We start from the raw sequence: 6,225 nt of genomic DNA, 5'->3' as shown, positions 1-6,225 counted from the left end.
CCGTCACCGCACCCCGAAAGCCCCGCGCAGCGGACAACATCCCGCGCCGAAGGCGCAACGGCGAGCAACCCCCACGGCGTCGCACCCGACAACGTGGGAAGCAACCGCTAAGCGGACTGGTAGCCCTCGATAGAGCGCGGGCTGCGCGGTCCCGGGCCCACGTAGCGGGCCGACGGCCGGACCAGTCGGCCCGTCCGCTTCTGCTCCAGGATGTGCGCGCTCCAGCCGGCCGTACGGGCGCAGGTGAACATGGAGGTGAACATGTGCGCCGGGACCTCGGCGAAGTCCAGGACGATCGCGGCCCAGAACTCGACGTTGGTGGCCAGCACCCGGTCCGGGCGGCGGTTGTGCAGTTCCTCCAGCGCGGCCTTCTCCAGTGCCTCGGCGACCTCGAAGCGCGGCGCGCCCAGTTCCTTGGCGGTGCGCCGCAGCACGCGGGCCCGCGGGTCCTCGGCGCGGTAGACGCGGTGGCCGAAGCCCATCAGCCGCTCGCCGTTGTCCAGCGCCTGCCGGACGTAGGCCGCCGCGTCGCCGGTCCGCTCGATCTCCTCGATCATGCCGAGGACCCGGGACGGCGCGCCGCCGTGCAGCGGGCCGGACATGGCGCCGACCGCGCCGGAGAGCGAGGCGGCCACGTCCGCGCCGGTGGAGGCGATGACCCGGGCGGTGAAGGTGGAGGCGTTCATGCCGTGCTCGGCGGCCGACGTCCAGTAGGCGTCGACGGCCTTGACGTGCTTGGGGTCGGGCTCGCCGCGCCAGCGCTTCATGAAGCGCTCCACGACCGTCTCGGCCTTGTCGATCTCCCGCTGCGGCACCATCGGCAGGCCCTGCCCGCGGGCCGACTGGGCGACGTAGGACAGTGCCATGACGGCGGCGCGGGCGAGGTTGTCGCGGGCGGTCCGCTCGTCGATGTCGAGCAGCGGTTTCAGGCCCCATACGGGCGCGAGCATGGCGAGGGCGGACTGCACGTCGACCCGGATGTCACCCGAGTGCACCGGGATCGGGAAGGGCTCGGCGGGCGGCAGCCCCGGCGTGAACGCCCCGTCGACCAGCAGCCCCCAGACGTTCTCGAAGGACACGTGCCCGACGAGGTCTTCGATGTCCACCCCGCGGTAACGGAGGGCGCCGCCTTCCTTATCGGGTTCGGCGATCTCCGTCTCGAACGCGACGACTCCCTCAAGCCCGGGAACGAAGTCGGACATCAGGCGGCTCCTCAAGATGGGGACGGCAGACGGGCGGAACCGGCTGCCGTGCGGTCGAGTCAAGTTCGGCGCCGGTGCGGTTACGCGGCTGTGTCGGGCAGCTCGCGGTCCGTACCGGTCACCCCGGTGATGCCCCGCCGGGGCAGGGGCCACGCGGCGGTTCTGTCCGCGGGGGGTCGGTCCGCGGACGGGGCCGCCGCGAGTGGTGCGCCGCAGCGGCCTGAGGACGGACACGATAACTCCCGATGTCCGGAGGCCACAGTGGGCCGGGCCATGATTTTGGCGGGTTCATCACCTGCGAGGAAGGGTGACGTCCGGCACACTGGTCAATTCGCCGACGGGAGGGTTACGCACCGGCGACGAGGGGCAGACTTCCAGCCCACCCGGCTGCCCGGCGTGGCGCGGATGCTGCAAGATGAGGCCGTGCATCCCGCCGACATGCCTTCCGCCGAGACCCCCGATCCGTCTTCCATGCGCGCGCATTACCGCCGTGAGGGACTTGCCGAGTCCGACCTCGCCGCGAGCCCTTACGACGAGTTCGCGCGCTGGTTCAAGGACGCGGCAGCAGCCGGTCTGCACGAGCCGAACGCGATGGTCGTCTCGACGGCTGACGCGGCCGGCCGGCCCAGCTCAAGGACCGTGCTCCTCAAGGCATTCGACGAGCGCGGCTTTGTGTTCTTCACCAACTACACCAGCCGAAAAGGCCGCGAACTGGCCGAAAACCCCTATGTTTCGCTGCTGTTCCCCTGGCACCCGCTCGCCCGCCAGGTCATCGTGACCGGCACCGCCGAGCGCATCGGCCGCGACGAGACCGCCGCCTACTTCCGCACCCGCCCGCACGGCTCCCAACTGGGCGCCTGGGCCAGCGACCAGTCCGCACCGGTCGCCTCGCGCGACGAACTGGAGCGGGCCTACGAGGAGTTGGCGGCCCGCTATCCCGAGGGCGAGCAGGTCCCGGCGCCGCCGCACTGGGGCGGCTACCGGATCACCGCCGAGACGATCGAGTTCTGGCAGGGCCGGCTCAACCGCCTCCACGACCGGCTGCGGTACGTCCGCGAGGGAGCGCTCGAGGCCGGGCAGTGGCGGGTGGAGCGCCTGGCGCCCTGACGGCGGCGGGGGCGGTCCATACCGGTCGGCCCCCGCGGCTCGGGCCGCCCGTACCCGCGGTCCGGGCCGGGAACGCAGACGACCCGCGGGCTGTTTCCTCCGCGCTCGGTGGCGCGAAGGGCCGGTCGGACGAACCGGCAGCCCGCGGGTCGGGTGACTGCTGGGAATTGGCCGGCTGCGCATCTGCAGTATGCGCTGGTCCGGCGCTGCACTTCGGTGAAGCGACGGGCCGCTAGCCCGCAGCCACCTCACGCGTCCGGTGCGAAATCATCTGCCGAACCACCTCCCTTCTCGTGTACCCCACACGTTAGGAAGCCGCCGGCCGCCGCACAACCGAATTTTCCGGTGGCCTGTGCCAGGGTCGGCGATTTCCTCGAATCGGGTGTGGGCCACGTCACGTTCCAGTTGAATGCTCCCAGGTGGAGCACGTGCGACCGCGTTCGTAAGGGGTACCAGTGACTGCCTCGTCCGCTTCTTCTGCCTCGTCGGCCTCCTCGTCACGGCGGCACGCCGCGACCGGGCCGGACGGCTCCCAGGGGGCAGCCGCCGCATATCCGCCGGCCGGCGCGCAGGGCGCCCCCGACCGGCCTCCGGACCACGACGACTCCGCTCTGCTCGCCGCCCTCCTGGACGGTATGGACGCCGCCCTGGTGGCCTTCACCGAGGACGGCACGGTCACCCACTGGAACCACGAGGCCGAGTGCATCCTGGGCTGGACCGCCGACGAGGCGGTCGGCCGTAGGGGGCTGGCGGGCTGGGCGGTCCGCAAGGAGGACGCCGACGGGATCGAGGCGGCGCTGGCCGCCGCGATGCGCTCCCCGGGCCGCCAGGTCCACGAGTTCGCCCTGCTGACCAAGGACGGCCACCGCGTCCTGGTCCGCACCCAGTCGTCCGCGGTCCGTCGCCCCGACGGCGGGGTCGCCGGGGCCTACTGCGCGTTCAGCGAGGTGCACGCCCAGATAGACCTGGAGCGGGCGATCGCGCTCAGCGAGGCGCTCTTCGAGGAGGCGTCCTGGGGCGTGGTGCTGATCGACGCCGATCTGCGGCCGGCGGTCGTCAACGCGCACGCCGCCCGCACCCTGGGAGTGGGACGTACCGCGCTGCTGGGCCGCCCGCTGGGCGATCTGCTGGTGCAGGGCGTCGAGGAGCTGGAGAGCGCGCTGCAGCACGTTCTCGCCGAGGGCGCGCCGCCGGCCGTCGCCGAACTGTGGGTGACGCTGCGCGAGGGGGAGGCCGAACTCCCGCGGCGGTGCTGGCGCAGCGGCTTCGTCCGGCTGGCCTCGCCGCTGGCGGAGGAGCCGGTTCCGCTGGGCGTCGCCTGGCTCTTCCAGGACGTCACGGACACCAAGCGGGCCGAACAGGACAACTCCCTGCTGCGCTTCCGCGCCCACCAGCTCCACCGGGCGGGGCGGGCCGCCGCGGAGTGCCCCGACCCGGCCGAGGCTGCCGCCGTCCACCTCGATTTCGCCCTGGCGGGCTTCGCCGACCACGCCCTGGTCGACCTCGCCAGGACACCGGCGCCGGCCCCGTACGGCGCGGTGGACGCGGACGCCGAGTGGGACGCGGACCGGGCACCCCTGGAGGAGGGCGCGGGCGCGGGGGAGTCCCACCCGGGCGGTACGGGCGGCCCGCCGCGGCTGGTGCGGGCGCTGGCCTCCCCGGCCGGTTCGCCCGGCCCCTCGGAGGCGGTCCCGCCGACCGGCATCCCGGTGGCCTACGTACCGGGCCACCCGGCCCTCCAGGCGTACGCGCGGCGCGGCTCGGTGCGGACCAGCGCCGGCCCGGCCCCCGCCGAGGGCTGGGCCGCCGCCCGCAACTGGCCGGACGGCACGGTGCACGGCCTGTGCGTGGTGCTCCGCAGCAGGGGCCGCACCCTCGGCGTCGCGACGTTCCTGCGGGTGCCGTCGCGGCGCCCGTTCGACCGCGCCGACGCGGACTACGCCGAGGAGGTCGCCTCACGTGTCGCCGCCGCACTGGACCTGGCGGGCGCCGCGGGGGCCTAGGGGCGGCTGTCCGATGGGTCAGGGCCGGAAGGGTCCTAGGGTCTCGACGGGCACTGAAGGCGTGGGCGGCGCCCGGGTCCGCTCAGTGCCGGTAGAAGATCCGGTCCGCGTACTCCCGCATCACCCGGCCGTTCCACTCGTGCCCGCCGTCGACGTTCCCGGAGCGCAGCAGCGGCGGCTCGACGCCCCGCTCGGCGAGGGTGCCGGCGGCCGTCGCCACCACCGCCTGCATGATCGCGCTGGTGACGACCGTGGAGGCCGGCGCGAACGGCGCCTCGATGCCGGGCAGGGTCAGCTCCGCGTCGCCGACCGGGATCCGGCTGTCCAGGACGATGTCGCAGTGGTCCTTGAGGTACGTCCCCGAGGAGTGCCGGGACTTGGTCTCCTCCGCATACGCCACCGACGTCAGGCCGACGACCTTGATGCCGAGCGCCCGCGCGTTGATCGCCATCTCGACCGGGAGCGCGTTGCGCCCCGAGAGCGAGATGATCACCAGTACGTCGCCGGCCTCCAACGGGCTGGTGTCCAGGACGGCCGCGGCCAGCCCGTCCACCCGCTCCAGCGCGCTGCCGAGCGTCGCGGGCCGTACGTCCACCCCGACGACGCCCGGTACGGACAGCAGGTTCATGACCGCCAGGCCGCCCGCCCGGTAGACGGTGTCCTGGGCGGGCAGCGAGGAGTGGCCGGCTCCGAAGGAGAAGATCCGGCCGCCCGCCTCCACGGTGTCGGCGATCAGCCGCCCGGCCGCGGTGATCCGGTCCCCCTCCGCGTCGCGGACCTGCCGCAGCAGATCGATGGCGGCGTCGAAGTACCTGTCGGCCAGCCCCTCGCTCCGGTCGCTCTCAGCCATTCCAGCCGGCCCCTCTCGTCGGTCGTCGTCGCGTCTTCGCCGGTTTTGCCGGGTCGTTCGCCGGGTTGTTCGCCGCATCGCGGATCAGTGGCGCGGATCACGTTGCGGTCTGGACCAGTGCGCTGTCAATACGCCGGTCAGTGCACCGGTTCCCCGTCCGGCACGGTCCGCTGCGCGGACGGGGAGGCACCGATGTCGGTGGGATGCGTCAGAATTGGATGCAGGGCCACCGCACGACATATCGAGGGGCACGCATGTCCGGATTGATCGACACCACGGAGATGTATCTCCGCACCATCCTCGAACTGGAAGAGGAGGGTGTGGTCCCCATGCGCGCCCGCATCGCGGAGCGGCTCGAACAGAGCGGCCCGACGGTCAGCCAGACGGTGGCGCGCATGGAGCGAGACGGCCTGCTGACGGTTGCGGGCGACCGGCATCTGGAGCTGACGGAGGAGGGCCGGCGGCTGGCGACGCGGGTGATGCGCAAGCACCGCCTCGCCGAGTGCCTGCTCGTCGACGTCATCGGGCTGGAGTGGGAGCAGGTGCACGCCGAGGCGTGCCGCTGGGAGCACGTGATGAGCGAGGCGGTCGAGCGCCGCGTCGTGGAGCTGCTGCGGCACCCGACGGAGTCCCCGTACGGCAACCCCATCCCGGGGCTGGAGGAGCTGGGCGAGAAGGCCGAGGCCGACCCGTTCCTGGACGCGGGCATGGTGAGCCTGATGGACCTGGACGCCGGGGCCGACGGCAAGACGGTCGTGGTGCGCCGGATCGGCGAGCCCATCCAGGCCGACGCCCAGCTGATGTACACCCTGCGGCGGGCCGGTGTGCAGCCGGGCGCGGTGGTCAGCGTGACGGAGTCCCCGGCCGGTGTGCTGGTCGGCAGCAGCGGCGAGGCCGCCGAGTTGGACGCCGAGATCGCAGGCCACGTCTTCGTCGCCAAGCGCTGACCGATCGGCCGGGCGGCCGGCGCGCTGGGTGGACCGGCGCTTTTCCGCTTTTTCGCACGCCCTTCCGAAGATCCCCGCGAGCCCGCTGAGCTGCGCCGATGCGCGGTTCGGCGGGC

At 73.0% G+C, this 6,225-nt stretch carries 5 protein-coding genes; 3 read left to right on the top strand and 2 right to left on the bottom strand.

Features of this window, described 5'->3' with window-relative positions:
- Window positions 1-107: 107 nt before the first annotated feature.
- On the bottom strand, window positions 108-1,202 hold the full coding sequence (locus tag ACO1BR_RS11460) for a citrate synthase 2 (RefSeq protein WP_426794925.1): 1,095 nt from the start codon (window positions 1,200-1,202) through the stop codon (window positions 108-110).
- Window positions 1,203-1,673: 471 nt separating this feature from the next.
- Between ACO1BR_RS11460 and pdxH the strand changes: the two genes are divergently transcribed.
- Together pdxH and ACO1BR_RS11450 are read left to right on the top strand one after the other, a co-directional pair.
- Window positions 1,674-2,309, top strand: a complete 636-nt coding sequence (gene pdxH / locus ACO1BR_RS11455) for a pyridoxamine 5'-phosphate oxidase (RefSeq protein ID WP_426794924.1) — start codon at window positions 1,674-1,676, stop codon at window positions 2,307-2,309.
- Between the two features lie 635 nt (window positions 2,310-2,944).
- Window positions 2,945-4,312, top strand: coding sequence for a PAS domain-containing protein (locus tag ACO1BR_RS11450; RefSeq protein WP_426794938.1), 1,368 nt, complete (start codon window positions 2,945-2,947; stop codon window positions 4,310-4,312).
- A gap of 82 nt (window positions 4,313-4,394) precedes the next feature.
- On the opposite strand, the gene ACO1BR_RS11445 is transcribed toward ACO1BR_RS11450, so the two are convergent.
- Window positions 4,395-5,162, bottom strand: a complete 768-nt coding sequence (locus ACO1BR_RS11445; RefSeq protein ID WP_426794923.1) for an SIS domain-containing protein — start codon at window positions 5,160-5,162, stop codon at window positions 4,395-4,397.
- Window positions 5,163-5,416: 254 nt separating this feature from the next.
- Here ACO1BR_RS11445 and ACO1BR_RS11440 point away from each other — a divergent pair, with 254 nt between their 5' ends.
- Complete coding sequence (locus tag ACO1BR_RS11440) at window positions 5,417-6,109, top strand: metal-dependent transcriptional regulator (RefSeq protein WP_043265676.1); 693 nt, start codon at window positions 5,417-5,419, stop codon at window positions 6,107-6,109.
- Window positions 6,110-6,225 lie beyond the last annotated feature (116 nt).

It is taken from the genome of Streptomyces sp. YGL11-2, assembly GCF_050054615.1.
In the GTDB taxonomy this organism is placed as follows: Bacteria; Actinomycetota; Actinomycetes; order Streptomycetales; family Streptomycetaceae; genus Streptomyces.
The sequence above is the reverse complement of the archived record's forward strand: the minus strand, read 5'-3'. Positions and strand labels throughout refer to the sequence as shown.

Bases quoted from the DNA above. Each gene is read 5' to 3' on its own strand.
- ACO1BR_RS11460 (WP_426794925.1), bottom strand. From the start codon at position 1,202: ATGTCCGACTTCGTTCCCGGGCTTGAGGGAGTCGTCGCGTTCGAGACG.
- pdxH (WP_426794924.1), top strand. From the start codon at position 1,674: ATGCGCGCGCATTACCGCCGTGAGGGACTTGCCGAGTCCGACCTCGCC.
- ACO1BR_RS11450 (WP_426794938.1), top strand. From the start codon at position 2,945: ATGGACGCCGCCCTGGTGGCCTTCACCGAGGACGGCACGGTCACCCAC.
- ACO1BR_RS11445 (WP_426794923.1), bottom strand. From the start codon at position 5,162: ATGGCTGAGAGCGACCGGAGCGAGGGGCTGGCCGACAGGTACTTCGAC.
- ACO1BR_RS11440 (WP_043265676.1), top strand. From the start codon at position 5,417: ATGTCCGGATTGATCGACACCACGGAGATGTATCTCCGCACCATCCTC.